Source organism: uncultured Cyclobacterium sp., assembly GCF_963977555.1.
Lineage (GTDB): Bacteria > Bacteroidota > Bacteroidia > Cytophagales > Cyclobacteriaceae > Cyclobacterium.
This window is the reverse complement of the sequence record NZ_CAXBPD010000005.1, coordinates 51887-78449: the sequence shown is the minus strand read 5'-3', so window position 1 is coordinate 78449 and position 26563 is coordinate 51887. Positions and strand designations below refer to the sequence as shown.

Sequence of the window (26563 nt, the reverse complement as noted above, 5' to 3'; positions counted from 1 at the left end):
ATGAAAAAATCTTTACAATTACTTTCTCTACTGGTGGTTTTTTTGGCCTGTAAGCCGGAAAAGAAAGTTGAAATTATAGAATCCCAAACCTCTTCCTCTTTGGACTCTCTGAGCCAAGCTTTAGGTTGGCCTGAAGATTTAGCCATACAGTTTTTTTCTGGGCCGGACATTACGCCAAGTCCGGCTTGTTTAGCTGTATCTCCTTATGGAGAAGTATATGTAGGAGTGGATGCCATTGGCTCCCTTGGTAAAACACCAGGTAAAGGGAGCATAGTGAAATTAATAGACAGTGACAACGATGGTCAGGCGGATACACATACTGTTTTTGCTACGGTAGACAATCCAAGAGGGATTATTTCATTGGGAGATGAACTGTTTGTTTTACATACAGTGTTTTCTAAGCAAGACAGTTTAGCAACTGGTATGGACCTGGTAGTGTTTGAAGACAAAGATGGCGATGGAATTGCAGATGGTCCTTCAAAGCCTTTAATACAGCACATTAGCTCGCCAAAATTTTTACAAAGTAGAGGGACTGATCATGCTACCAACGGAATTCGTCTAGGAATAGATGGATGGATTTACATAGCAGTTGGTGATTTTGGTTTTCATAGGGCAGTTGATAGGGATGGCACCGAATTAACCATGTTAGGTGGCGGTATTTTAAGGGTTCGCCCAGATGGTACCGAAATGGAAGTATACACCCATGGGTTAAGAAACATTTATGATGTTGCCATAGATCCTTACATGAATATGTTTACCCGTGGAAACACCAATGACGGGGGGGGATGGAACATTCGTTTTATTCACCAAATTCAATCCGGGGAATATGGATACCCTGTCTTGTTCAAAAATTTCACTGAAGAAATTATACCGGCACTTGTAGATGTCGGAGGTGGATCAGGCACTGGAGCTTTATATCTTCAGGATGATCACTGGCCTTCCAAATACACCAATAACCCACTGATGGCAGATTGGGGCAGAAGTCAAGTTTACATACACAAGGTGACCGAAGACGGCCCATCTTATACACAGGCAGAAGAACCATTCTTTAAATTACCTCAAGTTACAGATTTGGACATTGATGGATCTGGTAGAATGTTTATGGCCGCCTGGGATGGAGCAGGTTATTCAGGAAATGATGGTAAAGGATATGTGATCAGGGTTGTTCCTAAGGTATTGGAATTCAGTGAAGTGCCAGATCTTCCTACTTTAGATGTTGATGATTTAGTGGATTTGCTTAGAGAGAATAGCGCAACACTTAGGATTTATGCCCAACAGGAACTGATAAAAAGAGGTGCTGAAAGTGCTGCGAATGAGGTTTGGGAATTGGCTAACGATCAAAAAGCTGCTGATTATTCGAGAGTTGCAGCCATGTATGCTTATACCCAGCTCAAAGGACAAGCTGCTGTCCCTGATTTGTTGACATTAATGAATGATGAGCAGCTCAAAGAATATGTAATTCGAGCGATCACTGACCGCAAAGATTTTATAGGCAAGTTAACCATCGATCCATTTGTGGAGGCTTTGAAAGATCCCTCTGTAAGAGTAAAAGCAGCTGCTATAATTGCCTTAGGCCGCATAGGTGATAAAACGGCTATTCCTCATTTGTTAAATACACAAGTTCCTGACTCCTTCCAAGCTCCTAAATATGGGGAAGAAGGGCCTCATGCCACACCTAATGCTGCTATAATTTTGCCACATTTAGCGGTTAGAGCATTGGTGAATTTAGAGGCGGACGAAGAAAGTTTAGCTGCAGTAGGTTCGGGAAATTCTAAATTAGGACTATGGGCTTTGCGTTATATGCATACCAAATCAGTTGTAACTGGTTTGATCGCCAAATTCAATGGAGCTGGCACGGAAGAACTTGAATTGAAACAAGGGATAATGACTACTTTGGCAAGACTTTATACCCAAGAAGCACCCTATAATGGTTCGTGGTGGTGGGGAACTAGGCCTGATACACATGGTCCCTATTATAAATCAGTATTGTGGTCGGAGTCGACACAAATTAAAGAACTATTCAAGAAACTCTGGGACAATGGTTCTCAAAGTGAGAAAGATTTGATTGCAATGCTTAACGAGAAAAATAGGATGGGAATTACCGAATTTGGAGGGGAATTTTCTGTTACTGAAATTATAGAAGAGCCTGAGGTCGATTTAGAAAAGATAAAAAATCAAAAAGGTCAGGTAGGAGCATCATCCATAGAGGACATTCTTTTGGCGATGCAGGAAGTAAAAGGCGAGGCGGTCAAAGGAGAGGCAATTTTTAAACAACAGGGTTGCAAGGCATGTCACAGTATTTCTGCTGATGAGCAAATGAAAGGGCCATTTATGGGGCAAATTGGAAGCATTATGAGCAGGGAGCAAATTGCTGAATCCATCTTAAAGCCAAACGCTTCCATCTCTCAGGGTTTTGCGACAGTAATGATTTCTACCAAAGATGACAAATCTTATGTAGGCTTCGTCACAGCTGAAAGTGCAGCACGTATTGTTATCCGAAATATTGCTGGGCAAGCATTTACTATTTTGACGGATAATATAAAGGAGCGCACGGAACTTGAAAACTCTATGATGCCAGTAGGATTGGCCAATTCGCTTTCTTATGAGGAGTTCGCTTCATTGATTACCTATCTCTCTGAGCAAAAATAAGGAATACCTATAGGCCAGAAAAACATCAACCCTCTCAGCATTTGGCTAAAATGTCAAACGTTGAGAGGGTTGATTTTTATTTTTTGTGAGATGGAGTTAATGAACGAGCAAATGCCTGGTTAAAACTTTTCTTTAATCTTAGAAAACCAAGAGGGTGAATTGCTGTCCTTATCATTGAATTGATCATCTCCTAATAACATGCCTAAAGGTTGGAGCGGTTCGTAATGATCACATACTACTTTAAGCATGGCTGCAAATGGAAGAAATAAAATCATACCCGCCACACCCCATACAGAGGCACCTATTATTAAGCTTAAAATAGCTGCAAGGGCATTTATGTTGACACTATTCCCTACTACTTTCGGACTTAGGAAATTACTTTCGATTACCTGAATAAGCCAAAACATAATAGCCACAGCCAATGGCACCCAAAGTTCATCCTTGGACATAAAAGCATAAAGAACTGGAATACTGGCGCCAATTGTAGTGCCTACATAAGGAATGATGGATAAAGAAGCTGCCAGAAAACCAAAAAGAAAGGGATTGTCAAGACCAATAATCCATAAACCGGTACTATTGGCAAACCCTAGAATGATGATCAAGGTAAGCATTCCAGACAAATACTTTTGGCCAACCAACTGAATCTTTTTAAGCATGTGGTGGTATTCCGATTTATGGTTTTCCGGGGCAAAACGTTTAAAGGCTGATACCAGTCCTTCTTTGTAAATTAGAAAAAGAAAGGTGTATATAATTGTGGTGAAGAGGCCAGTGAAAAAACTGGTTGTGCTACTAAAAGTAGTACCCAACATTTCAGATGCGCCGTCCTTGGCCCAGGCTTTGGCGTCTTCAAGGACTTTTTCTTTTTCCAAATTACCTAAAAAGCTCACATTTTCGTTCAGGTAACCTATTGAATCCGTAAATAACGTCATCAATTTGTCTCCAAAATTGCTCAATTCATCTGAAAGTGAAATAATTTCTGCGGAGAAAAATGTAAACACTCCAATTATTATAAGAAAAAAAGTCAGTAGAACAAGAAACGCAGCTACAATAATGGGAATCCCTTTCCGCATTAGCATGTTATGCAATGGGTGGAGAATAAAGGATAGTAAAAGGGCAAAACATAAAGATATTAAAACACTCTTTGCCAATACCATGGCAAATAAAAGGAGGAAAACAAAAGCAAGCGGATAAAAGGCTTTTTGGAAGGAGAGTTGCATAAGTATCTTTATTTCAATTTATAATTAAATATTTATATTTAGGCCAAAGTAATTTTTATAACTGAAAATTTATTTTTTTTTAATTTATTTCAAGAAATCACCACATTTAGTTAGATTTACTCCTATTGTTAACAATTGATCAATATGTTTGTGATAAGGTAAGTAGGTTTGAATTGAATGACAATTTGAGGTCAAGATGGTCTCCAAATGGATTCTCTTCAAGTTAATACTTACTAATTCAAGCCGAGACCTTCAATTACATCTCGGTATTGAAAATGTTGAACGTTTTTATATTTTCCAGACTTTTTAGCTGAACGTCAAATAAAATGCTATTTAATTCTTTCGAATTTCTTTTAGGTTTTTTACCAATCACCTTATTTGTATTTTATTTTTTCGGTCCTAAGCTTAAATCACCCTTCACAGGTCTTTGGCTATTGCTTTGCTCGCTGTTTTTTTATGGATGGTGGAACCCTGCCTACCTTATTTTAATTTTTTTTTCCATAGCATTCAATTATTTAATCTCAAAAAAGATTTTCCCCGGAAAGAAAAAAACGCTTGTCTTTGGCATAACCGTTAATTTATTAGCGTTGATAATCTTTAAATACACCGACTTTTTAATTTATAACCTTAATTTTATACCCGACCTTTCTTTAGGTTACCTTAACTTGGTACTTCCCCTTGGGATTTCTTTTTATACTTTTCAACAAATAGCTTACCTCGTAGACAGTTATAAGGGTACGAAGAAGGAAAAAAACTTGTTTTCTTACGGTTTATTTGTCTCTTTTTTCCCGCAATTAATAGCCGGACCCATTGTACATCATACTGAAATGATGGGACAGTTCAGGAATCCTCGCCTGACTTATTTAAATTATGACAACCTTTCCAGAGGAATATTTATTTTCATGATGGGGTTGGCTAAGAAAATAGTAATAGCTGATAGTTTCGCTCAAATAGCTAACAAAGGATATGCCAATGTTACCTCCTTAGGGTCAATGGAAGCATGGGCTTCATCCCTGGCCTATTCATTACAACTTTATTTCGATTTTAGTGGCTATTCGGCTATGGCTATCGGACTTGGGCTCTTATTTAATATAAGGCTTCCCCAAAATTTCAACTCTCCCTATAAATCACTTAGTATTAAGGATTTTTGGAGAAATTGGCACATGACCTTAAGCAGGTTTCTTAGGGATTATGTATACATCCCATTGGGAGGGAATCAGAAAGGGAATTTCAGAACAGGAGTAAACCTAATGGCTACTTTTCTATTAGGAGGTATTTGGCATGGTGCTGGTTGGACTTTTCTATTTTGGGGGTTTTTACACGGTCTTGCACTTGTAGTTCACCGTGAATGGTCTAAGATGGGTTTGGCATTACCGAAAATCCCAGCACTATTGTTAACTTTTCTATTTGTAAACATTACCTGGGTATTTTTTAGGGCTGATTCCTGGGCCGATTCTTTAGCCATGCTTTACAGAATGTTTAGTAAAGTAACTGGCGTGGCTGACTTTTATTTGGTAAGTAACTACTATGACCTCCCCGTTTGGATTGCTGGTGTAGTGTTGCTTTTTGTGCCGAATGCCATAGAAATGGGTAGAAGACTTAAGCCTTCGGTTACCTATTTGATATTAAACGTATTGTTGTTTTTGATCAATGTGATTTACCTAAATTCCATTGTCGAAAATGACTTTTTATACTTTGATTTTTAAGTTGATGGAAAAACAATTCAAAAAATATCTTCTGATTTTACGGCTTAGTTTTGCTGGGGCCTTAATGGTTTTTGTCTTTCTAAATGTTTTCTTGGATGTTTTTGGCTTGTATGGATTCAGAGATAAAGATAACGTACGGGTTTATGGAGAAGAGCGGTTTTCAAAATACCTTATGACTTTCAATCATGTTCCACAGCATTTTGATGGGATGATTCTTGGGCCTTCACTTTCTGCCAACCTCAATCCGGAATCCATCCCCGATAAAAATTATTTTAATGTAAGTTTAATGGGGGCAAGGATGAATAATGTTTTGGCATTGGCAACAAACGTATTGGAAAACAATGGCACCATTAAAGAGGCAATAGTATGTATTCATCCATATGTGACAGCAAATACAAAGGTTGAAGAGACAGGTTTTATGAACCTCGATACCTACTGGAAGGCGTATGGTTCAGTCAATCTTCTTAGGGTCTATGGCCTGGGGCTCATCAGGGATTTTGACTTATGGCCTAACAAATATCCTAAAAATCAATATAGAACAAATGGAAGCAATGCATTTGAAGCGCTCTTTAAGGTGGAGGATGTAGCTGGGAGAATAGCAGAGGAAGTTAATAATGTCAAAGTAAATGAATTTGAAATCGGAAGCAATCACAGAAGGGATTTCAAAAAGTTATTGACTTTATTAGAACAAAATAAGATTCAAACTTTCATTTATTTTCACCCAGTTCCGTATCCTATATACCAAGCTCATAGCGATAAAATGAATCATTATTGGGAGGATATTCTGGATGGGACCAATGTAGAAAAGAGTGAGCTAATGAGCACTTATAATTTCAATAGTCCTGAATTTTCCGATTTTTCTAAAGATGTGTCCAACTATATTGACCATGGACATTTGAGCCTCAAGGGACAAGAGATTTTAATTCGGGAGATTAAAGCTAAAATGGATCAGGTGAAACAATAAAAGGTTTTTTCAGGTTTTAGATGTTAAACTTCTGGCATAATAATTGACTTTCTGAGATCTTGAAAATACTTTCAATTAAATAAATAAAAATGAAGCGTTTATCCAACATATTTTATGTAATGTTTATCTTTTCAATGGTGGGTTGTACTACAGCTGAAGTGAATAAGTTTTTGGCCGCAGCCAGTGAATCTGCACTTACAGAGAATGAAGTTGGGAATGGATTAAAGGAGGCATTGATCAAAGGAGTAACAGAAGGGGCTAACCTTGCTTCAACCCAAGATGGTTTTTTCAAAAATGACTTGATAAGAATAGCTCTTCCAGAAGATGTTCAGCGTGTAGAGTCTACCTTGAGAAATATTGGTTTAGGATCTGAAGTGGATAAGGTAATAATGACAATAAATAGGGGGGCAGAAAGTGCTGCCAAGGAGGCGAAACCTATCTTTATAGCAGCCATTAAGCAGATGACCATTACAGATGCCTGGGATATTTTGAAAGGTCAGGATGATGCCGCCACCCAATATCTCCAAAGGACTACAACAGAAAAATTAACCGCTTTATTTCAACCTCATGTCCAGGAATCTCTTGATCAGGTAGGGGCCACACGTTATTATGGAGATTTGGTAGGAAGGTACAATTCCTTTCCCACGACTTCCCGAAAGTTGGATCCTGATTTGAATGCTTATGTAACGCAAATGGCCATTCAGGGACTTTTTCAATTGGTAGCCCAAGAAGAAAAAGCCATCCGTGAAAACCCTGCAGAAAGAACTACCGCTTTGCTTAAGCGAGTATTTTCTGCCCAGGATAGTGCAAGTGAGTAAAAGAAAAAAGTTAGACGTGATCTCATTTTTCAAGAAGACAGGTGTATTTATGCAGTATAAACAACATAAATACACCTGATTTTATTTTGGTTCAAAAATAGGTTAACGAACGCCATTGAGGGATATATCCAGTAATTTGGGATCACTAAACCTGTCGTCCAAAAGCTTCAGCCTTGTTATTGTTTTGTCTCCATACTCATGGATTTTAGATTCAAAAGTAATCTTGCCCCAATTATCATCAATATGCTTTACAAATGAAGTGTATTGCCTTCCTCCTTCCCAGGCTATCTGTAATTCTCCAATACTGTTGTCAAATGACCATTTTCCACTTACTTTGGAATCAGCCTTTCCATTGATAAGTGCGTTTACGATTCCGTTCTCTCGGAACTGAAAATCAATGTAGCTTCCATACCTGCTTTGCCAGAAAAAATCTGATGCCGTTAATTTGGCCTCAAAACCATCCAATTGCTCTGAAGACAAATTACTAGACCCATTGCAACCCATTGCTGCAAATAGTATTAGAAGAAGGCAAAATTGATTGAGTAGCTTCATACTTCACTTTCATTTATTTGATGAGGAATCCATTCCCTTTGCAATATTGAAAGAAAATTAGAAAACATCCTTTATCTAGCGTTAAAAATTGAAATGACCTGGAATCAGAACCTAGAGGTATTGGCATTTCCAAGTTCTTGATCTGAATCTAAACATGTCTTGACCATATGCCTGATGATGGATAAGCATCAGTTTTACCAAGAATGTTTTTAATCCTATTCTTTATCATTACTGGGTTGGTGTTATTTTTTGAGAGATGAGAAGATTTTCGGAAACTCCGAAATATATAGATTTAGACGAAATTCTAACAGTTATTATGGCTAAGTCTGCCACTGAAACTATCCACCCTATAGACGAAGGCTTGCCGTGTTTTTTCATTTAATTAATTGATGCTGAAATAGCAGTCATTTTCCTTTAGTACAATTATTAAGTGAGAAGTTGTTGACTGTTAATCGGGTACAGTAAAAAACTTTATTCCTTTTCAGTTGTTAATACCACTCAAGCACTAATTCCAGCACAGGATATTGATGATGGGCTTAGGTTTAGTGATTATGCTCTGGTCTGATCAGGGAAGCAACTCTTTGTTAATCAATATTTAAATTCATGAAAAAATTTAAAAAGTCCGAAATCGTACTTATCGTATTGGTAGTAGTTTTGATCGGGGTATCAGAGTACTATTTTCTCGTAGAAAATGAACCCCTCAAGGCCATTTTCATTGGTTTGTGGTGCCCTACCATTCTTGGCTTTTTGATCCTATTTAAAATGAAAAGATAAAATGGAAAATTTAGATGTAATTATTCTAACAATAGTGGTAGTGGTATCCTTTGTGGTATTTATTATTACTTCAGTCCAGGAATTTATTCGAATGGAAGAAGAGTCTTGGGAATATGAAAAGGCAACAGGCCCAAGCAGGGCAGCTTTGTTCAACGCTTTGAGCGCGCTTTTTGAAGAGGATAAAGTTCCCAGCAAGGATAGAGAGAAGCTAAAAAGAATTATAAAACGCAGCATCTCTGATATGGAAACGGATGGGGTGTATTTCGATAAAGCCAAAAGGAAAGATTCTCCCAAATAAAAACTAATTAATTACATCAGTAAATAGAGCCAAGTTGGTGGAGTCAACAAAAAAGGCTCACATTTCTGTGAGCCTTTGTACCCAGGGCCGGAATCGAACCGGCACGCCCGAAGGCATTGGTGTTTGAGACCAACGCGTCTACCAGTTCCGCCACCTGGGCTTGTGGCATTATCCATTCATTGCTGATTGGGATGCAAATATGTGCAAAGAATTTTTCACAAACAAGTATTATGACAGCTTGCAACTGTGAATTTTTCGCCTTTTTCGTGACCTTTCTCGGCTAACTGCTGATTTTTAAAGGTTTAATTAATCAGAAATTTGAAAAATTAAACTTCAAAATTGATTAAAATAGGACTGTCATACCGCAAGCCTAATAAATCGGCCCCATGGCCATGGTTAATTCCGATTTCCAGTAAACCTAAACTATTGAAGAAAGCCCAGCAATCACCTGGTTCTACTTCATTGTAATTGGTCTGGAGTTGTTGTACGGATTCTCTACCGAAAACGATCTCGAATTTTCCAGGACTTAATTTTTCAAAAACCTCCTTAGGGATATTGGTGATTAAATTGCCATATATGTCCACACGTAACACATAGCCGACGATTTGTTTTTTGCTTGCCTTGAAGTGACGCCCCATCATTTTTTTGATGCCCTGCAAAGGACCACCAAAGTCATGTATGGCTGCGCCACTAGCCACTTTAGCAGCTATTGGCGCAAGAATATCCTTGGCAGGAAAGGAACTGTTTTTAACGTGGATGTCTGAAAATTTCACAATAATTCCAGGGTCATGATCTGCCAACATACTTAGGACTCCATTGTTTGGTCCTACAAAAATATGTTCGTTTAGCTTGATGCCAATATAGCCATCTGTTATGCTACTTGTAGTATTTAGCGCAACAAGGTGAACAGTTCCCTTTGGGAAATCGTTAAAGGTAGAACGAAGTAAAAATGCGGCATGCGCAATGTCGTATAAGGCAATATCATGACTTATGTCTACAATAGACAATTGGGGATTAATGGATAGCATTTTAGCCTTGACTACTGGTACATAGTAGTCTGAGTTACCAAAATCCGAAATGAATGTTACCAAAGCCATATAAGTAAGTCAATTAAAAATTCGTACTTTTGCGTTAAGGATGCACAAAAATAGGTATTTTTAATTTGTTATTAGAATTAGCTAAACAGAAGAAAATATATTGGTAGAAAAAGTCATAACATTGGAAAATATTTCCCTCCTGGACTTCTTAGGATCGGAAAATGAAAATATCAGGCAGATTTCTGCGGCCTTTCCCCAAAGCAAAATTGTTTCCCGGGGCAATGAAATAAGAATTAAAGGGCGAGCACCTGAAATTCTTAAGATTAACGACATCTTAAACATGCTTCTGGAGCATTTTAGCCGTTATGGTCAAGTCACGCCAGAGAATGTTAAAGAATACATTGAGTTAGAAGGTAATCCTCAAGTGAAGGCCGAAAGCAATAACTCCATTATTCTCTATGGGAATAAAGGAGTGATCGTAAGGCCAAAATCGCCCAATCAGAAAAAACTGGTGGATTCCTCTTTTAAAAATGATCTTGTATTTGCGTTAGGACCTGCAGGAACTGGGAAAACTTATATCGCTGTGGCATTAGCCGTAAGGGCACTAAAAAATAGAGAGGTTAAACGGATTATTATAACGAGACCTGCTGTAGAAGCTGGGGAAAATCTCGGGTTTCTACCAGGGGACTTGCAAGAAAAGCTTGACCCTTATTTAAGGCCTATTTATGATGCCCTGGCAGATATGGTACCTACGGAAAAGCTTAGGTTTTACCAAGAAAATAGGGTGATTGAAATAGCACCGCTGGCGTATATGAGAGGTAGAACACTTCACGATGCCTTCGTTCTGTTGGACGAAGCACAGAATACTACAGCGGAACAAATCAAGATGTTCCTAACCAGAATGGGGCCTAATTCTAAGGTGATTATCACAGGAGATCAATCGCAAGTGGATTTACCTTCACGTCAAAAATCAGGTCTTCGGGAATCGCTAAGAATTCTTAAAGGGGTGAAAGGCATAGGCGTGGTGAATCTTTCGGGCAATGATGTTGTAAGGCATAAGCTTGTGAAGTCTATCATTGAAGCCTATGAGAAAAATGAAGTCGAAGTTCCTCCATCGAAATGAGTTTAACCATAAGCAAAATTACAGATGAGCTTTCATTGGAAAAAGCTTTTCATATACGTGAACAGGTTTTTGTAAAAGAACAAAATGTAGCGGCAGAGGAAGAGTATGATGAATTTGAGACCATGGCTACCCACTTTATTGTTCAAGAAGGGGAACAAGGAGTGGGAACGGCCAGATGGAGGTATACAAATACTGGCATTAAACTTGAAAGGTTTGCTGTATTAAAACCTTACAGAAGTCATGGTGTTGGTAGCATGTTAGTGAAAGCTGTATTAGAAGATGTTTTGTCCAATCCATCAAATAAGAATAAAACGATATATTTGCACGCTCAAGTGACTGCGGTAGGCTTGTATGGGAAATTTGGTTTTGAGAAAAAAGGCGAGCTTTTTCTAGAATGCGAGATTGAGCATTACCTGATGCAGTATAACTCAGGAGAGAAATTTTAAACAGAGATATTTACTTTTAAGCAAACAGTTTTTTTATGAAAAATTTTATAGGTGCCCTGGTATTGGTAGTAGTTGTAGGTTTGGGAAGTTTTCAAGCTAATGCACAAACAATCGAAGACCCGAGACTTCCTGAAAATGAAGTGAAGTTAAATATTTTTAACACTATTTTTATAGGATCACTTGAATTGGGGTACGAGCATTTTCTGGATCGAAATCAATCCATAGGTTTCGGGATGACTTTCATGGATCGATTTGCTTATGTTTCTGACTCAGGTGACGGACAGGATTTCAAATCCACAAGTGCTACGCTAGCATACAACTACTATTTTGTGACAGAATCCAACCCATCAGGATTTTATGTATTTCCTTTTTTGAAGTACAGAAGCGGAACATTTACTGAGGTACTTGAAGATGATCAGATTATTGAAACTTCTTTAAATAGTTTTATCATCGGCTTTGGTGGTGGTTACAAATGGGTGCACAATGATAAATTTGCTTTAGGACCTTATGTTAGCATAGCCAGAGGGTTTAATAACGAAGTGTCTGACCGATTTGATCCTGTTGAGTTCAATGCTGGATTTACAGTTGGATTTAGGTTTTAATTAGTTGATTTTCAGGTGTCAATCACCTGAATTTTTTTGTTTTGTTGATTTTATGATCAAAGTTGGTTAAATTATTTTCTGAAACTTTGGGCTGAATTTTTGACCAAGGAGAAAGGGAAGTTGCAAGTACAATTGTTTTTTGTCCTTTTTGTTGCTATTTGTGAGTGACAATGATTTAGCCAAAATTGTACTGTTTTCAATTGCTTCCAATGGAATTGGTCCTATTATTACTCCATCCCTATTTTAGGGCAGATAGATGAAATAAGGCTATCTCTAATGGCAGATAGGCAGCGCTTCTGAATTGATACATCAGAGGATATTGTATGCAGTAGGATTTTAACCGATTTTGGTTTAATTCATGAAATTCAATGAATTTCCTTTTATAAGGTATACTATTTTCTTTGTTTTGGGAGTTTTTATTTATCCCTTAACTAAGGAAACACTGGGGACAATGCTTTTGCCAGCCTTGTTGTTATGCTTAGCAGCATATTTCTTTTTAACCTTTATCTACCTACCAGAAAGAAAGCAGTTTTTTCAAGTTACTCTTCCTATTTTAGCTTACCTAAGTTTGGTTTTTTCAGGCATGTTTGTGGCGTCCTCCAGAGATGTTGAATTAATGCCTGATCACTTAGTTCATTTCCCAAAAATAAAAAATTATTTAGCAGAAGTCCAGGAGGCTGATCAAGTCAAACCAAATAGCAAGGGGAATTTGGTTTTTGTTTATGCCATAGAAAATAGTGAAGGTTGGAAGCCCGCCAGTGGGCAAGTTCAAATTTATCATCAACACTCAAAACCACTACTACCGGGGACTACCATTCTAATTAATGGAGGTCCACAAATAATTCCGTCACCTACCAATCCATCGATGTTTGATTATTCGACTTATATGGAAAGAAAGGGGGTTTACTTTACCCATTTTATAGGAGAGAAGTTCACCGTTTTATCAGTACCTGAAAAAGCCTCATGGTCCTCAACAGTCATCGCCTGGAGAGGATACCTGGCAAATAAGATAAGCACCTATCTTAATGACCCTCATGCTGTTCAGATTTCAACAGCTTTATTGCTCGGGCAAAAATTTGACATGGACACCAATTTAAAGGATGCCTATGCTACTGCTGGGGCCATGCATATTTTGGCCGTTTCTGGTTTGCATGTCGGGATTATATATGGCTTTTTCTTCCTCGTTTTCAAGCCAAGCCAAAAGAAAGGACTTAAAAGAGTGCTCTTACTAAGTGCAATCATGATTATCATCTGGCTTTATGCAATCCTAACCGGCCTTTCCCCTTCTGTGCTAAGGTCTGCGACCATGTTTACTTTTATCTGCTTCGCTCAAATGAAATCTCGAAGCCCTTCGATATTTAATCCCTTGGCATTGTCGGCTTTGGTATTGTTGATTTATGATCCCTTTTTAATTTACGCTGTAGGGTTCCAGTTGAGTTACGCAGCTTTAATGGGAATATTGTTGTTTCAGCCTCTGATCAGAAAACTATGGCACCCTGAAAAGAAATGGCTAAGGTACCTTTGGGACATCACCAGTGTGGGGCTAGCGGCTCAGTTAACCACTTTTCCCCTTGCGGTTTATTATTTCCATATTTTCCCTACTTATTTTATTCTAACCAATTTACTGGCCATACCTGCAGCATTTGTTATCATGTCCATTGGTGTTCCATTTTTGTTGTTTGCTGCTATACCCTTTTTGGCATCAATTCTTGGTTGGCTGATGGAGATGGCTATTCGCCTATTGAATTTTGGAATTTTTGGGCTGCAAGCCCTTCCCTTTGCTAAAATGGATAACCTCTTTTTGCACCTACCTGAAATGATTCTTTTTTGGAGCATTCTCTTTTTTCTTTTTCATTGGATTGATGGAAGGAAAAAGTACCACCTTAGGGCGATTATTATTTTGGTTTTCGCATTTGGGATTTATAGACTTTATGCTGGGATAGAAAGGGTTTCGAAAGATTATTTGGTCATTTACAACCTAAAAAAAGGAGGTGTATTTGATTATCTTCACAAAGGTCAATTGTATACATTTGAAAGTGAGGTTGATTCAACTGAATTGAAATACAGCATTACGCCTCACAGGATCAAGGAAATGGGGATGCCAATCAATCGTCTTGCTCTTATGGAGGATGGTGAAAACTATAAAATTTTACTACCAGGAAAAAGGAATATTTTTTTGGATAAAGACACTTTTCTTCCTGTTGATTTGACAGGGATTCAAATGCGTATTTGGAAGGATGGAAAATGGCGGGGCCAGGAAGAATTCCCCTTTGAAAGTACTATTTCTGAAGGAGCCGTTAAAATAACTTTCAACAATAAGGAATCCCCCTTGTGATTGGGTTTGATGAAGCGTAATTTGGATGAAAATTTCATTCATGCTAAAGGACTCATTGCCACAATATGGATAAGCTAGATACTTCAGCACTGGCAATTTTAAAAAAGTATTTTGGGTACCAAGACTTTCGTCCCCTTCAGGGTGAGATAGTGGAAGCTATTGCTAAAGGAAAGGATGCATTGGTATTGCTACCTACAGGTGGAGGGAAATCCATTTGCTTTCAGGTTCCAGCCATGATGAAAGAAGGCTTATGTCTAGTTGTGAGCCCTTTGATCGCTTTAATGAAAGATCAGGTTGACCAGTTGAAAGGTCGCGGAATTAAAGCCATGGCTATCCATTCTGGTCTTCGGAAAAGGGAAATTGACACCCTTCTGGACAATTGCGTATATGGTGATTATAAATTTTTATATGTTTCGCCTGAAAGGCTTAAAACCGAAATATTTTTAGAACGGTTTAAAAAGATGAATATAAACCTCATAGCTGTGGATGAAGCCCATTGTATTTCTCAGTGGGGGTATGATTTTAGACCTTCCTATTTGGAAATAGTTGACATTAGAGCATTTTTTCCAAAGGTGCCTGTGGTTGCATTAACTGCTTCTGCTACCCTTAATGTGAGAACAGACATTATCGAAAAACTTGAACTTAAAGAACCTTCCGTTTTTGTAAAATCATTTAGGAGAGATAACTTGTCTTACGCTGTTAGATGGGCCGAAAATAAATTAGAGAAAGCAGTCGAGATTCTTCAAAAGGTACCAGGGAGTGCTATTATTTACACCAGAAGTAGAAAGGGAACTAAAGAAACGGCCCAGCACCTACAACAACTAGGCCTGTCAGCGACTTACTATCATGCGGGCTTGGATCAGCATGTTAGAAATGAGCGCCAAATGGATTGGATAAGGGGAGGGGTAAGAGTAATGGTTGCCACCAATGCCTTTGGAATGGGGATAGATAAATCCGACGTGCGGGCAGTGATTCATCTTGACCTTCCTGAAAACCTGGAGAATTACTATCAGGAAGCTGGAAGGGCAGGGCGAGATGGGATAAAGGCATTTGCTGTGCTATTGGTAAGGGAGCAAGATTGTATTACATTGGAAGAAATGGCAGAAATAGCCTACCCCCCTGAGGAGATGCTCAAAAAGGTTTACCAATGCTTGGCAAATTATTATAGGTTAGCGGTTGGTAGCGCCCAGATGACAAGTTTTGATTTTGACTTTCTGGATTTTACCAGGTCTTATAATTTGGCTATACCGCTAACGTACAACTCCATAAAAGTACTGCAGGAAGAAGCCTTTCTACTTTTTTCAGAAAGCGTTTTTCTTCCATCTTCTTTACATTTTTTGGTTTCGCAAAGCAAACTTTATGAAGCGCAAATTGCTTATGCAAAATTGGATAACTTGATAAAGCTATTGCTAAGATTGCATGGAGGAGAACTATTTGTGAGTTATATCAGAATCAAAGAGAGCAAGATTGCACAATTGTTAAATACTTCAGAGAAAGAAGTGGTTGGGATGTTAAAAAAGATGGATGAACTTGGATTGGTGGATTTTTCTGGCAAAAAGGACCAACCCCAAATAACCTTTATTACACCAAGACTTGACGCAGGATCTTTACCATTAAATAAAAAAAGAATTAAAGAAAGAAGACTACAAGCAATTGGAAAAGCTCAGAAAATTATTGAATATGCTAAAAATAATAAAATTTGTCGTACGCTTCAAATTGTAAACTATTTTGGAGAAAAAAATGATTTATACTGCGGTATTTGTGACAATTGTATACAAAACAAAAAAGATAATAATAGGGCAATTATTAGTAAAAATCTTATTCAAAAAATACTTAAAACTTTAGAACAGGGAGAGGCGTTTTCATTAGAGGAATTGTTTTATGAGATCGATGAAACTTTAGATGATTTTTCTGTAGGTTTGATCAGAGAAATGGAGGACGAAGGGTTGATTTCCAGCGAAAAAAATGGTGTTATCAAGAAGAAATGAAATTTATTGACAATTTATTAGATAAATTATTTACAGGTAATAGCAATCGGGCCGTAATCCGGGAGAATTTTACCCGCACTGAACCTGAGGAGCAGGAAGTGTCCTTGTGGTTGGCTGGAGAAGAGGGGGTAAATGTTTTGAAAATGATTTACGACAATTATCATTTTAAACGCGCTGGAATTAATAAAGATCCCGAGGTTCATTATTATCATACTTCCTATGCCAATGGTTTTGCAGTTAGCTACACACCTCCATTATATAGAGGTACATTCACTAAACTCTTTTTTGGTTTAGGCCAAAAAATGCTGGGGATGGGCTATAGAATGGTAAGCATGGATCGTAAAATTGATGAAGTAAATGATCAGGTAAGAACTACTGAAAAGTTGTATTTCAAACCCCTTGTCTCAGTGGATGACTTATCAGGTAAAATAAATCAGCTATTTGGCAATGTTAGTATAGAGAAGATTTCCCTTGACAATAAACCCAACTATCTTAAAGTTCTGGTTACATTGTATTCCGATAGGCAATACCATGAAGCCAAATCTTTTGACCAGTTTATGGATAAATTATTCAAAGCAGATTAGTATATGGACAGAGAAAATCTAAAGTGCTTGATAGAAAATTACAGGACACCATTTGAGGAAGAAAAAGCCATGGTTCCTGCCTTTTTGGATCTTTTAAATGACCCTGACGCCTTTAAAAGAGAAAGAATTAACGGGCATTTTACGGCCTCAGCATGGATAGTCAATAAACGGCGCACCCATACCCTGTTAACCCTACATAAGAAACTTCAACGTTGGTTGCAGTTGGGAGGTCATGCAGACGGAAATGAAAACCTTGTTGAAGTGGCACTTAAAGAAGCCGAGGAAGAAAGTGGTTTGCAGTCCATACGGTTGGTGGACAAGTCTATTTTTGACCTAGACAGGCACGTAATCCCTGCAAATGATAAAAATGAAAGGCATTTTCATTATGATGTGAGGTTTCTTATAGAGGCAGAAATGGATGAGCCTCTTATTATTAGTCCTGAAAGTAAGGACCTCGCCTGGGTAGGGTTTGACCTTACAGCAGAATTGGTAGGTTTTAACGAATCGATATTAAGAATGTTAGAAAAAACCAGTAAATCTGAAATACTCATTTAGGGTATTTTGATGTACTTGTATTTTGTTCAATCCTTATGTGGGTTGTGGTCTAAGTAATTCTTATCTTTGCAAAAAAAATGAAATGAATAAAAATATATGGAGTAGCATCATAGCCCTATTTTTTCTTGTTTCCTGTCAGCCATCTTCAGAAGAATTGTTTGAAGCTGGTATTGGAGCTTTAGATAAACAGGATTTTGATACCGCAATTGAGCACCTAAATAGATTAGTTGAAAAAGATACGGCACATGCGCCTGCATGGAATGCCAGAGGAGTGATATTTTTCCAAACAGGCAAATTAGATGATGCCGTTGAGTCCTTTTCCCGCTCTATTGAAGTGGATGAAAATAATTACAAGCCCTTTTTCAACAGAGGGAATGTATACATGGAAAAGGAGGAGTACAAAAAAGCACTGATTGATTATAATCGTGCAAATGGACTTGATTTCAATCAGATAGACATTTATTACAATCGTGGACTTGCACTCTTAGGTCTTGAAATGTACGATGATGCCCTCATCGATTTTGATAAAGCATTGCATGCTGATCCTCAGCAACCCCAAGTATTGTTTAACAAGGCCAAAGCGCTTCTTGGAAACAATGATCCTTTAAATGCAATTGCAACACTTGAAGCATTAACGGCCATTGATACACGAAACGGAGCGGCCTTTTACCTTTTAGGAGTAACTGAAATGAGCGCACTGGGTAAAAAATCGGAAGGTTGTGAACACCTTCAAACGGCACTTTCCTTAGGATATACCCAAGCGAAAGATTGGTTGGACGAATTCTGTAATGAGTAATGGCTGAGATTGGTAAAGATATTATAAAATCAGCAGCATTATTGACATCGGGGGAACTCGTAGCCATACCTACTGAAACTGTTTATGGATTGGCGGGGAATGCGCTGGACGAAAAAGCAGTCTTACAAATCTTCAAATCTAAAAACAGACCAAGTTTTGACCCTTTAATTGTTCATCTGGCAGGAATCGAACAGTTATATGATTACGTGGAATTTATACCTGATGAATTAAAAGCCTTGGCTGAAACCTTTTGGCCTGGAGCGCTTACTTTACTACTCCCTAAAAAAAATATTATCCCCGATTTGGTAACTAGCGGATTGGGGAGGGTAGGGGTTAGGGTGCCAAGTCATCCGCTCACCAAGAGCCTGTTGGAATTGTTAGATTTCCCCTTGGCTGCGCCAAGTGCCAACCCATTCGGATACATTAGCCCTACTAGCGCCAGCCATGTCCAGCACCATCTTGGAGAGAAATTGGCTTATATTTTGGATGGAGGGCTTTGTGAAGTGGGGCTGGAAAGTACCATTGTTGGAATGGAGCAGGGGCAGGTTATCATTTATCGCTTAGGGGGAGTTTCCGTTGGGGCCATTGAGGAGGTTGTTGGGAAAGTTTTAATTTTGCCTCAATCAAGTAGTAATCCGCAATCTCCCGGAATGCTAAAAAGTCATTATGCCCCTAGAAAGCCCATGGTTTTAGGGGACTTGGATGAATTAATGCAGCAGTATCAACAAGAAAAGGAAGGACTTGCTATCTTGTCCTTTAGGCGTTCTTTTCCCGAAGTGCCAGCCTCTCATCAAGTAGCCTTAAGCAATTCTGGAGATTATGACGAAGCAGCCAGAAATCTTTTTTCTGCCATGCGCAAATTGGATGAAACCAATGCTACCTTAATATTAGCTGAAGAATTGCCAGAAATACATTTAGGAAAAGCAATAAATGATAGGCTAAGGCGGGCTGCTGCCAAATAAAATGTTTATTTTTGACGCATATATTAAACCTACAAAACATGAACAATCGAATAAAAACAGTAGATAACGTTGATTTTAAAGGTAAAAAAGCACTTGTGAGAGTGGATTTTAATGTACCTCTTGACGATCAATTTACGATAACTGACAATACTAGAATAGATGCAGCATTACCTACAATTAAAAAAATCCTAAAGGATGGAGGTGCTGTCATTCTTATGTCTCATCTTGGAAGGCCCAAATCTGGTCCAGAAGACAAGTTTTCGTTGAGACACATTGTCACGGAATTGAATAAAGAGTTAGAGCTGTCAGTAAAGTTTGCCAGGGATTGCATAGGAAGTGAAGCAGCACAGCTAGCTACCAGTTTAAACCCAGGTGAAGTACTGCTTTTAGAAAACCTTCGTTTTCACAAAGAGGAAGAAAAAGGGGACAAAGATTTTGCGGAAAAATTGTCAAAACTTGGGGACATTTATGTTAATGATGCTTTTGGAACAGCTCACAGAGCACATGCTTCCACTGCCATTGTAGCTGAATTCTTCAACGATAAAGTGGCTGGTTACCTGATGCAAGCAGAATTGGAAAATGCTGAGAAAGTATTGGGTTCACCAGAAAGGCCATTTACAGCCATAATGGGAGGAGCAAAGATTTCAGATAAAATCCTTCTTATCGATAAATTACTCGATAAGGTTGACAACCTGATCATTGGTGGTGGCATGTCCTACACCTTTGCGAAAGCACAGGGTGGCACTATAGGTGATTCCTTATTGGAGGAGGATAAAATGCCACTTGCTTTAGAGCTGTTAGAAAAAGCCAAGCAAAAAAATGTGAACCTGATTTTGCCAGATGATACAGTTATCTCCACTGATTTCGCCAATGATGCTGAACAAAGTACAGCAAAAAAAGGACAGATTCCTGATGGTTGGATGGGCTTAGACATTGGGCCTGAAACTTGTGTTAAATTTGCACAAATAATAAAAGATTCCAAGACCGTATTATGGAATGGTCCAATGGGCGTTTTTGAAATGAGTAGCTTTGAGAAAGGTACCAAAGCAATTGCAGAGGCAGTTGTGGAGGCTACTGAAAAAGGAACCTTTTCACTTATAGGTGGTGGTGATTCAGCTGCTGCTGTTAATAAATTCGGCTATGGCGAACAAGTTTCATTTGTATCCACAGGTGGAGGTGCACTGCTTGAATTGATGGAAGGTAAAATCTTGCCAGGTGTAAAAGCTTTAGAGCCCTAAAAAAACGAATACAATTATTCAGGAACCACTTTCTGAGTAAATTAATCCTGAAAGTGAAGGTTTTTTATGCAAAATCTACACTTTCAGGATTATTGATATAATGAAATTGAAGTGACACCGTTACCAATTTTAATAGTGTCGGCTTTATTTATTTCAGTTTTCCACTAGCATTGTTATTGCAGTAGCAATTGGAGTAATCACCTACCTATCCAAGAATGCATACCCGTTTCAGGTTTTGAAAAGGTAACGTTGGAAGCGTATACATAATTGTTGCCCTTTATAGGATTAGGATTGCCTGTTTCTGGCTTGATTTACATCTTGAATTATGTCCATAGAGATTCATCATCTATCAAAACGTTTTGGGGATCAGCAAGTCCTCAATAATGTCAGCTTTCAGGCAAACCCTGGACAGGTGTTGGGCTTTTTGGGGCCGAATGGTGCTGGGAAATCGACTACGATGAAAATCATAACGGGTTTTCTGCAGGCTGATTCGGGTGAAGCCCTGGTCAATGGCATTTCTGTAAAAGATCATCCCATTGCCATCAGCAAATTGATAGGGTACCTGCCTGAACACAATCCTTTGTATGATGAAATGTACATTCCTGAGTTTTTATCTTTCATAGGGGGGCTTTATCAGATGAAGAAAAGTCTGCGAAATGAAAGGGTGAAACTCGTGATGGCGCAGTGTGGGCTTACTGAGGAGCGATACAAGAGAATAGGAAACCTTTCTAAAGGATACAAGCAAAGGGTTGGCTTGGCAAAAAGTCTTGTGCATGACCCAGAAATCATTATACTAGATGAACCTACCACTGGATTGGATCCAAACCAACTGGTAGAAATCAGGCAACTTATCAAAGAGATTAGCAAGAATAAAACACTTGTTTTGAGTACTCATATCATGCAGGAAGTCGAAATTCTGTGTGACAAAGTGGTTATTATCAATAAAGGCAAGGTAGTGGCCCAAGATTCTCTTCAAAACCTAAAGGCATCCGCAGGAAAATCTGTAATTTTATTAGAAACAGAGGAGACTATAGTGGAGGAATGGTTAAAAGGTCTTTCTTACAATACCATAGATAGGAAAGGACCAGGATTGATTGTCTTTTCATGCAAAGATCCTAAAAAACTGAGACTTGAGATTTTTGAAATGATTCAAAAGTACAACCTAAATTTGGTAAGCATCAGGCTAGAAGAAAAAAACCTGGAATCAGTCTTTCACAGCTTAACCAAAAGTTAAAGATATGTACAGCCTGTTTATAAAAGAAGTCAATGCTTTTTTCAGTAACCTGTCTGCTTATCTGATTACTTCTATTTTTTTAATTTCATTGGGTTTAATAGTATGGGTGTTTCCTGGTACTAGTGTTCTGGACTATGGCTATGCTGATCTTGATCCACTGTTTAGTTATACTCCCTTTGTTTTTATTTTTTTGCTGCCTGCCATCACCATGAGGATGGTAGCAGAAGAGCGGAAAACGGGGACCTGGGAATTGCTAAAAACTTCCCCATTAAAAAATTACCAAATTGTAATAGCCAAATACCTGGCTGCTTTGGTCCTTCTATTCTTCTCTTTGATTCCTACACTAGTCTATTATTTCAGTATCGTTCAATTGGGAGACACAATAGGGAATATTGACAGTGCGGGTTTTTTTGGAGCCTACATCGGATTGTTCTTAGTCGGAGCATTGTTTGCTGCAGTGGGGTTGTTTAGTTCATGCATTACCTCCAATCAGATCGTTTCCTTTGTTGTAGCCGTGTTCTTATCCTTCTTGCTTTATGGTGGAATAAGCGCATTGGCGGTAGTGGCTTCAGGCGATCTGGCAGTTTTATTAGCAGGATTGGGTACCGATTTTCATTATGAACAGATGGGTAGAGGAGTTATTGTCTCTGAAAACATTTACTATTTTATGGGGATGATACTTTCGTTTTTGGTTTGTTCTTGGATTTTGATCGATAGGGATGAATAGGAAATACAGCTCCATAATATTTGGGACATTCGCTTTGGTGTTGATATGGTTTTTGGTTGCCAATCTAGAGAAATGGTATTCCTTTAGAGTGGACATGACCGAAGAAGGAAAATACAGCATAGGCCAGGCTAGTCTGGATGTGCTGGAGGATATGGATGGCCCATTAGAAATAGATGTCTTATTGGCAGGAGATCTTCCTCCTGGGATGATTCGTTTTCAAAGAAATATAGAACAGATTCTAAAAACCTTCCGCTCCTATAGCCGAGAGGGGATTGTTATCAATTACCTGGATCCACTTCAAGTTGCCTCGGATAGCAGTGAGCGTTATGTTCTAAAACTTGCTGATTATGGCATTAACCCTACCAACCTACATAGCACTCAGAATGGGGCTCAGTCAACGCAGCTTATATTTCCAGGCATTGTTTTAAGGTCCACTACCAGGGAAATCGGTGTGTTGTTATTGAAAGGAGAATTGGGTATGGGGCCAGAGGAAACCCTGAACTTATCCATAGAGAATCTTGAGTTTGAGATAGGACAGGCGATAAAACGTTTATACACCAGAAATAAGCGGGCGATAGGAATAATTATCGGGCAGGGTGAAATGGATGAGGATGAGGGCTATGGCATGGTGGAAGCACTTAACGAAGATTTTGAGGTTTATAAAGTGCCATTTGACCAGGCCAAAAATGTTGAAGACCTATTGACATTTGAAGTGTTGATCGTGGCTGGCCCCAAAAATGCCTATGGAGTGAGAGAAAAATACCTCCTAGACCAATTTTTGATGTATGGGGGGAATATACTGTTCCTAATGGATGAGATGGCCGTAAATCTAGAAAATGCAGGCGGGAATGGTACTGTGGCCATGCCTTTCGATACAGGATTGGATGACTTGCTTTTTCGGTATGGGGTTAGGATCAATAAGGACCTTGTTCAGGATTTGAATTTCGGATATTATCCGGTAGTTTCAGGAGAGTATGGCAATCAACCTCAGATAGTTCCCTTGCCATGGCCTTTTTATGTTCAGGCAGGAAAGATGGCCAACCATCCGATCACCAAAGGTTTAGATGTAGTTGAGTTTCGTTTTGTGAGTTCTATAGATACGGTAAAAGCGGATAATGTCTTAAAGACGCCTTTGATTTTTTCCAGCGATTACACGCGAAGAGAAAGTGCTCCGGCCAGAGTTGCCTTTAAAGATATGGCCAATGAACCTGATGTAAGGGCGTTCAATAGCGGAAGTCTCCCATTGGTTTATTTATTGGAAGGGAAGTTCACGTCCTTTTTCAAAAATCGTTTTGCACCAGACGAATTTGATAAGAATAAGTTTCTTCCTGAAAGCAATGGGGGGAAGATTTTGATTAGTGGCGATGCAGATGTTATTAAAAGCTGGATACGGCCTCAAGACGATCGGCCTTTGCCTTTGGGTAACAATCCATTTGCTGAGAGTAAAACGGCTAATAGAACCTTCTTACAAAATACCATAAATTACATGGTGGCTCCCAATGGAATAATTGCAAGTAAATCCAAAAGTTTTGAAATCAGGCCACTAAATAAAGTGAAAGTAAAACAACAGAAGTCGATGTGGCAGGTAATCAATGTTGCCATGCCTGTGATTGTAGTTATACTGATTGGTTGGTTCAAACAGTTTCTTAGAAAAAGAAAATACGCTAAATGATGGGGATTGAAGCCGATTTTTAAAAATCAATTTAATTTTATCCTATCAAATCAAAACCTAATGAGGGCATTTGTAATTTTATTTATAACTTTACCCTGTTAAATCCATCGAAATTAGAATCTGTGTCTTATTTGGTTCAAAGCAATGATTAAAAACGCTAAATTTGGCTTTACAGAATTGTATCGTGGATTCTACGATAATTTTTAATGTGACTGAATTATAAAAACCATACATATGAAATTTATTGTTTCTTCTTCCTCACTTTTGAAGCATCTCTCCGCAATAAATGGGGTGGTAACAACCAACCCTGTTGTGCCAATTTTAGAGAACTTTCTTTTTGAAATATTGGATAGTAAGCTTACGGTAACGGCTTCTGATTTGCAAACTTCAATGATGACGGAGATTGAGGTGGAGGCAAAGGAAGATGGCAATATTGCAGTACCTGCAAAAATATTGATTGAAACGCTTAAAAATCTCCCTGAGCAACCTGTTACTTTTAGTATCGATAAGGAGACCTATAGTATAGAGATCAGTTCTGACAATGGGCGCTATAAATTGGCAGGAGAAAATGCAACTGACTTTCCACGGATCCCGAGCGTAACTAACGCATCTACTGTAGAAATGTCTACAGATGTTTTGAGTAGTGCAATTGCCAATACTATATTCGCTACAAGTAACGATGAGTTGAGACCTGCCATGACTGGGGTATTTATAAACCTGAGCAGTACCAATACTACTTTTGTAGCCACGGATGGACATCGTTTGATTCGTTATAGAAGAGTTGATATTGCTTCTCCTGAAGCGACCAGTATTATTGTACCTAGGAAAGCCTTGAACCTTCTTAAGTCTACTCTTCCTACGGAGAATGTACCTGTTAGTGTTGAGTTCAATACCAGCAATGCCTATTTTAAGTTCAACAACATCAAGATGATTTGTAGGTTAATTGATGAACGCTTCCCAGATTATGAGAATGTAATTCCTGCCGACAATAACAATGACATGGTGATCAATAGACAAGAGTTTTTGGGCTCTTTAAGAAGGATCGCCATATATGCCAATAAGACTACGCATCAGGTTAGGTTGAAGCTTACAGGAAGTGAATTACAGATCTCAGCTGAAGACCTGGACTTTTCTAATGAAGCCAACGAAAGACTGTCCTGCGAACACGAAGGGGAGGATATAGAGATTGGTTTTAACGCCAAGTTTTTAGTAGAAATGCTAAATAATATCTCAGCGAAGGAAGTAACAATGAAATTTAGCGCGCCAAACAGGGCTGGCTTGATTTTACCTTCTGATCTAAATGAAAATGAAGACATTTTGATGTTGGTTATGCCAGTGATGTTGAGTAACTACGTATAAAAATACAATCTTTTTGATTATTGAAAGCCCGGTTTTATCCGGGCTTTTTTTGTGGCTTTTTTTAAAATCCTTGGTGATCTGTTACCAAGGATTTCAGCCTTGCCCAAAAAATCACTTCATCAGAAAACCAGACCGGCTTTCCATTTCTACTCCAATTCATTACAAATGAATAACTTTTTTAAGGGATTGTTAGAGAAATTGACATCGTCCCATAGTTCAATACAGGACTTATCCCAATTGTATTCATCTCAAAACTACTCCTAGTAAGTAAACTATTCTTCAATTGGAATAGTTTAGCATGAAATTTGAACTTTTCATTTAAAATTTAGGCCAAAAACTAACTAACAATAATTATGAATAGATTATCTGATAAAAAAATAGCTTTAATTACTGAAAATGGTTTTGAAGAAATAGAGTTTACCTCTCCCAAAAAGGCACTGGAAGATGAAGGTGCTATTGTGGAGGTCATTTCTCCAAATAAAGGAAGTATTAAGTCTTGGAAAGAGGGTAATTGGGGAGAAGATTTTACCGTAGATAAGACAATCGATGAGGCAAATTCTGACGATTACCATGCAGTACTGATTCCCGGTGGAGTGCTGAACCCAGATAAACTGCGTACCAATAAAAAAGCCATTGAATTCATTAAGGATTTTCTTGCTAAGGGAAAACCAGTTGCATCGATCTGTCATGGCCCTCAAGTATTGTTAGAGACAGGTGCATTGGCAGGAAGGAAAATGACTTCTTTTCCATCTATAAAGCAAGACATTATCAATGCAGGGGCAGAATGGATTGATCGGGAATGTGTTTGCGACCAGGCCTTGGTTACCTCAAGATCACCAAAAGACCTGGAAGCATTTAATAGAAAGATGATAGAAGAAATTCAGGAAGGCAAGCATGAAGGTCAGAAAACATTGTAATCAGCGTATT

At 38.4% G+C, this 26563-nt stretch carries 24 protein-coding genes and 1 tRNA gene; 21 read left to right on the top strand and 4 right to left on the bottom strand.

Features of this window, described 5'->3' with window-relative positions; translation table 11 throughout:
* Positions 1–2649, top strand: coding sequence for a HEAT repeat domain-containing protein (locus tag AAC073_RS07610; RefSeq protein ID WP_339923253.1), 2649 nt, complete (start codon positions 1–3; stop codon positions 2647–2649).
* A 119-nt stretch (positions 2650–2768) separates the two neighbouring features.
* Here the strand turns inward: AAC073_RS07610 and AAC073_RS07605 are convergent, their stop codons facing one another.
* On the bottom strand, positions 2769–3866 hold the full coding sequence (locus AAC073_RS07605) for an AI-2E family transporter (protein WP_339923252.1): 1098 nt from the start codon (positions 3864–3866) through the stop codon (positions 2769–2771).
* Positions 3867–4453: 587 nt separating this feature from the next.
* On the opposite strand from AAC073_RS07605, the gene AAC073_RS07600 reads away from it, so the two are divergent.
* The 3 genes from AAC073_RS07600 (at position 4454) to AAC073_RS07590 (ending at position 7354) form a co-directional block, all read left to right on the top strand.
* Entirely contained in the window at positions 4454–5572 is a 1119-nt protein-coding gene (locus tag AAC073_RS07600) for an MBOAT family O-acyltransferase (RefSeq protein ID WP_339923251.1), read from the top strand.
* A gap of 4 nt (positions 5573–5576) precedes the next feature.
* Positions 5577–6536, top strand: coding sequence for a hypothetical protein (locus tag AAC073_RS07595; RefSeq protein ID WP_339923250.1), 960 nt, complete (start codon positions 5577–5579; stop codon positions 6534–6536).
* An 89-nt stretch (positions 6537–6625) separates the two neighbouring features.
* On the top strand, positions 6626–7354 hold the full coding sequence (locus AAC073_RS07590) for a DUF4197 domain-containing protein (RefSeq protein WP_339923249.1): 729 nt from the start codon (positions 6626–6628) through the stop codon (positions 7352–7354).
* A 102-nt stretch (positions 7355–7456) separates the two neighbouring features.
* Here AAC073_RS07590 and AAC073_RS07585 read toward each other — a convergent pair whose 3' ends face one another.
* Entirely contained in the window at positions 7457–7906 is a 450-nt protein-coding gene (locus AAC073_RS07585) for a hypothetical protein (RefSeq protein WP_339923248.1), read from the bottom strand.
* Positions 7907–8509: 603 nt separating this feature from the next.
* On the opposite strand from AAC073_RS07585, the gene AAC073_RS07580 reads away from it, so the two are divergent.
* Complete coding sequence (locus AAC073_RS07580) at positions 8510–8680, top strand: hypothetical protein (RefSeq protein ID WP_339923247.1); 171 nt, start codon at positions 8510–8512, stop codon at positions 8678–8680.
* A gap of 1 nt (position 8681) precedes the next feature.
* Positions 8682–8978, top strand: coding sequence for a hypothetical protein (locus tag AAC073_RS07575; protein ID WP_339923246.1), 297 nt, complete (start codon positions 8682–8684; stop codon positions 8976–8978).
* 78 nt (positions 8979–9056) lie between these two features.
* Here AAC073_RS07575 and AAC073_RS07570 read toward each other — a convergent pair.
* A tRNA-Leu gene (locus tag AAC073_RS07570) sits at positions 9057–9138 on the bottom strand.
* Positions 9139–9304: 166 nt separating this feature from the next.
* Entirely contained in the window at positions 9305–10075 is a 771-nt protein-coding gene (locus AAC073_RS07565) for an SAM-dependent chlorinase/fluorinase (RefSeq protein ID WP_339923245.1), read from the bottom strand.
* A 100-nt stretch (positions 10076–10175) separates the two neighbouring features.
* On the opposite strand from AAC073_RS07565, the gene AAC073_RS07560 reads away from it, so the two are divergent.
* The 15 genes from AAC073_RS07560 (at position 10176) to AAC073_RS07490 (ending at position 26553) form a co-directional block, all read left to right on the top strand.
* Positions 10176–11138 (top strand): PhoH family protein, encoded by a 963-nt coding sequence (locus tag AAC073_RS07560; RefSeq protein ID WP_339923244.1) that lies wholly within the window; start codon positions 10176–10178, stop codon positions 11136–11138.
* A complete protein-coding gene (locus AAC073_RS07555; protein ID WP_339923243.1) occupies positions 11135–11584 on the top strand; it encodes a GNAT family N-acetyltransferase in 450 nt (149 codons plus the stop codon). The genes AAC073_RS07560 and AAC073_RS07555 overlap by 4 nt, the downstream gene beginning before the upstream one ends.
* Before the next feature lie 35 nt (positions 11585–11619).
* Entirely contained in the window at positions 11620–12186 is a 567-nt protein-coding gene (locus AAC073_RS07550; protein ID WP_339923242.1) for a DUF3575 domain-containing protein, read from the top strand.
* Between the two features lie 358 nt (positions 12187–12544).
* Complete coding sequence (locus tag AAC073_RS07545) at positions 12545–14521, top strand: ComEC/Rec2 family competence protein (RefSeq protein ID WP_339923241.1); 1977 nt, start codon at positions 12545–12547, stop codon at positions 14519–14521.
* A 65-nt stretch (positions 14522–14586) separates the two neighbouring features.
* The gene (locus tag AAC073_RS07540; RefSeq protein WP_339923240.1) at positions 14587–16509 is read left to right on the top strand and encodes an ATP-dependent DNA helicase RecQ; all 1923 of its coding nucleotides are present in this window, start codon (positions 14587–14589) and stop codon (positions 16507–16509) included.
* Complete coding sequence (locus AAC073_RS07535; RefSeq protein ID WP_339923239.1) at positions 16506–17093, top strand: hypothetical protein; 588 nt, start codon at positions 16506–16508, stop codon at positions 17091–17093. The genes AAC073_RS07540 and AAC073_RS07535 overlap by 4 nt, the downstream gene beginning before the upstream one ends.
* A gap of 3 nt (positions 17094–17096) precedes the next feature.
* On the top strand, positions 17097–17648 hold the full coding sequence (locus AAC073_RS07530) for an NUDIX hydrolase (RefSeq protein ID WP_339923238.1): 552 nt from the start codon (positions 17097–17099) through the stop codon (positions 17646–17648).
* Between the two features lie 82 nt (positions 17649–17730).
* Positions 17731–18444, top strand: coding sequence for a tetratricopeptide repeat protein (locus tag AAC073_RS07525; RefSeq protein ID WP_339923237.1), 714 nt, complete (start codon positions 17731–17733; stop codon positions 18442–18444).
* Entirely contained in the window at positions 18444–19406 is a 963-nt protein-coding gene (locus tag AAC073_RS07520; RefSeq protein ID WP_339923236.1) for an L-threonylcarbamoyladenylate synthase, read from the top strand. Before AAC073_RS07525 ends, AAC073_RS07520 begins: the two co-directional genes overlap by 1 nt.
* A gap of 38 nt (positions 19407–19444) precedes the next feature.
* Positions 19445–20644: a phosphoglycerate kinase gene (locus tag AAC073_RS07515; RefSeq protein WP_339923235.1), complete on the top strand. Its 1200-nt coding sequence runs from the start codon at positions 19445–19447 to the stop codon at positions 20642–20644.
* 325 nt (positions 20645–20969) lie between these two features.
* Entirely contained in the window at positions 20970–21878 is a 909-nt protein-coding gene (gene gldA, locus AAC073_RS07510) for a gliding motility-associated ABC transporter ATP-binding subunit GldA (protein ID WP_339923234.1), read from the top strand.
* Positions 21879–21882: 4 nt separating this feature from the next.
* Complete coding sequence (locus AAC073_RS07505) at positions 21883–22605, top strand: ABC transporter permease (RefSeq protein ID WP_339923233.1); 723 nt, start codon at positions 21883–21885, stop codon at positions 22603–22605.
* Positions 22598–24277 (top strand): gliding motility-associated ABC transporter substrate-binding protein GldG, encoded by a 1680-nt coding sequence (gldG, locus tag AAC073_RS07500; RefSeq protein WP_339923232.1) that lies wholly within the window; start codon positions 22598–22600, stop codon positions 24275–24277. The genes AAC073_RS07505 and gldG overlap by 8 nt, the downstream gene beginning before the upstream one ends.
* 234 nt (positions 24278–24511) lie before the next feature.
* Positions 24512–25636 (top strand): DNA polymerase III subunit beta, encoded by a 1125-nt coding sequence (gene dnaN / locus AAC073_RS07495; protein ID WP_339923231.1) that lies wholly within the window; start codon positions 24512–24514, stop codon positions 25634–25636.
* Between the two features lie 353 nt (positions 25637–25989).
* On the top strand, positions 25990–26553 hold the full coding sequence (locus tag AAC073_RS07490) for a type 1 glutamine amidotransferase domain-containing protein (RefSeq protein ID WP_339923230.1): 564 nt from the start codon (positions 25990–25992) through the stop codon (positions 26551–26553).
* Positions 26554–26563: the final 10 nt, after the last annotated feature.